The following is a 1,105-nucleotide window of genomic DNA, read 5'->3' as shown; positions in this document are numbered from 1 at the left end:
AGGCCACGGCGACGACATGGGTGCGGGTCCGGGCGCGCTCCCGGGCGTCCGGTCCGCCCGCCGGGCCGATCATCGGGCGGGTGAGGCGATCGGTCAGCCATCGGCCACCGCGATAGCGGGCAGCGGAATTGGCGAGGGCGGACACCATCGTCGTGGCCCGGCTGAGGGCGGGAAACCAGCCGTTGTAGACGGTGACGGTGTCGAGTCGGGGGAATTGCGTCGGCAGGAACAGCACTTCGGTGCCGGAGACGAGGAAGGCCGCCTTGCGGCGGTTGCGGAAGGGGAAAGCGTGTGCGGTCGCCGCCGTCCGCTCCGCCACGAGCTGCCCGGTCCGCCAGCGCAGCGACGGCAACGTCAGGCCCTCGCGCATGGTGGTACGCGTGCCCTGGCTCAATCCGCGCCAGAGCGGACCGGTGGCGAAGTATCCGATATCGAGCACCCGCGCCGTGTCACCCGCCTGCTGCGCCGCGAGGGTGCCGGCGAGAATGCCTGGGACATAGTCGTATCCGAACGCGGGCAGGACGACCGAGCCGGATTCGCGGGCGCGATCGTGATGGCGCTGCTGGAGTTCGCGGACGAAGCCGACCTCACCGGTGGAGTCGATGTAATGGGCGCCGGCGTCCACCGCCGCCTGCGCGACCGGATATCCGAAACGCTCGAAGGGACCGACGGTGGTGACCAGAACATCACCGCGCCCCACCAGCTTTCGAAGACTCGCGGAATCGGTGACGTCGGCCACCGCATACTCGAGTCCGCCGTGCCGCTCGGCCAGCCCGGCGAGCGCGGTTTGGTCGCGCCCGGCCACGACCGGTTTCAGGCCACGGCGCAGCAGTGCGCAGAGCACGAGGTCACCGGTGTAGCCGGTGGCCCCGAGCAGGACGATTCTTCCGCTCATTGCTTCAGGTCTCCTTTCGAAAGGCCAGGGGGACATGGCGGTCGAGGAATCCGAGCTGGTCGCTGATGAGCCGCTCGAAGCCGTCACCCGCGTAGATGGCGAAATGTCCGTCCGGGTACCTGTGGATCTCGCCACGTGGTGCACGGCCGGCATAGCGCAATGTCGGTTTCGCGGGGGCGACGGAGTCTAGGTCGCACACCGCGAACAGGA

Annotated in this window: 1 protein-coding gene and 1 pseudogene; both read right to left on the bottom strand. The window is 69.0% G+C overall.

Annotated features, from left to right (window positions below; translation table 11 throughout):
• On the bottom strand, positions 1 to 895 hold an 895-nt coding region (locus ACWELQ_RS46130; RefSeq protein WP_452403263.1), incomplete at its 3' end, for a saccharopine dehydrogenase family protein.
• Positions 896 to 899: 4 nt separating this feature from the next.
• Positions 900 to 1,105 (bottom strand): annotated as a pseudogene (locus ACWELQ_RS46125) (alpha/beta hydrolase); the annotation flags it as partial.

The sequence above is a fragment of the Nocardia sp. NPDC004722 genome (assembly GCF_053601505.1).
This window is presented reverse-complemented; position numbering and strand designations above follow the sequence as displayed.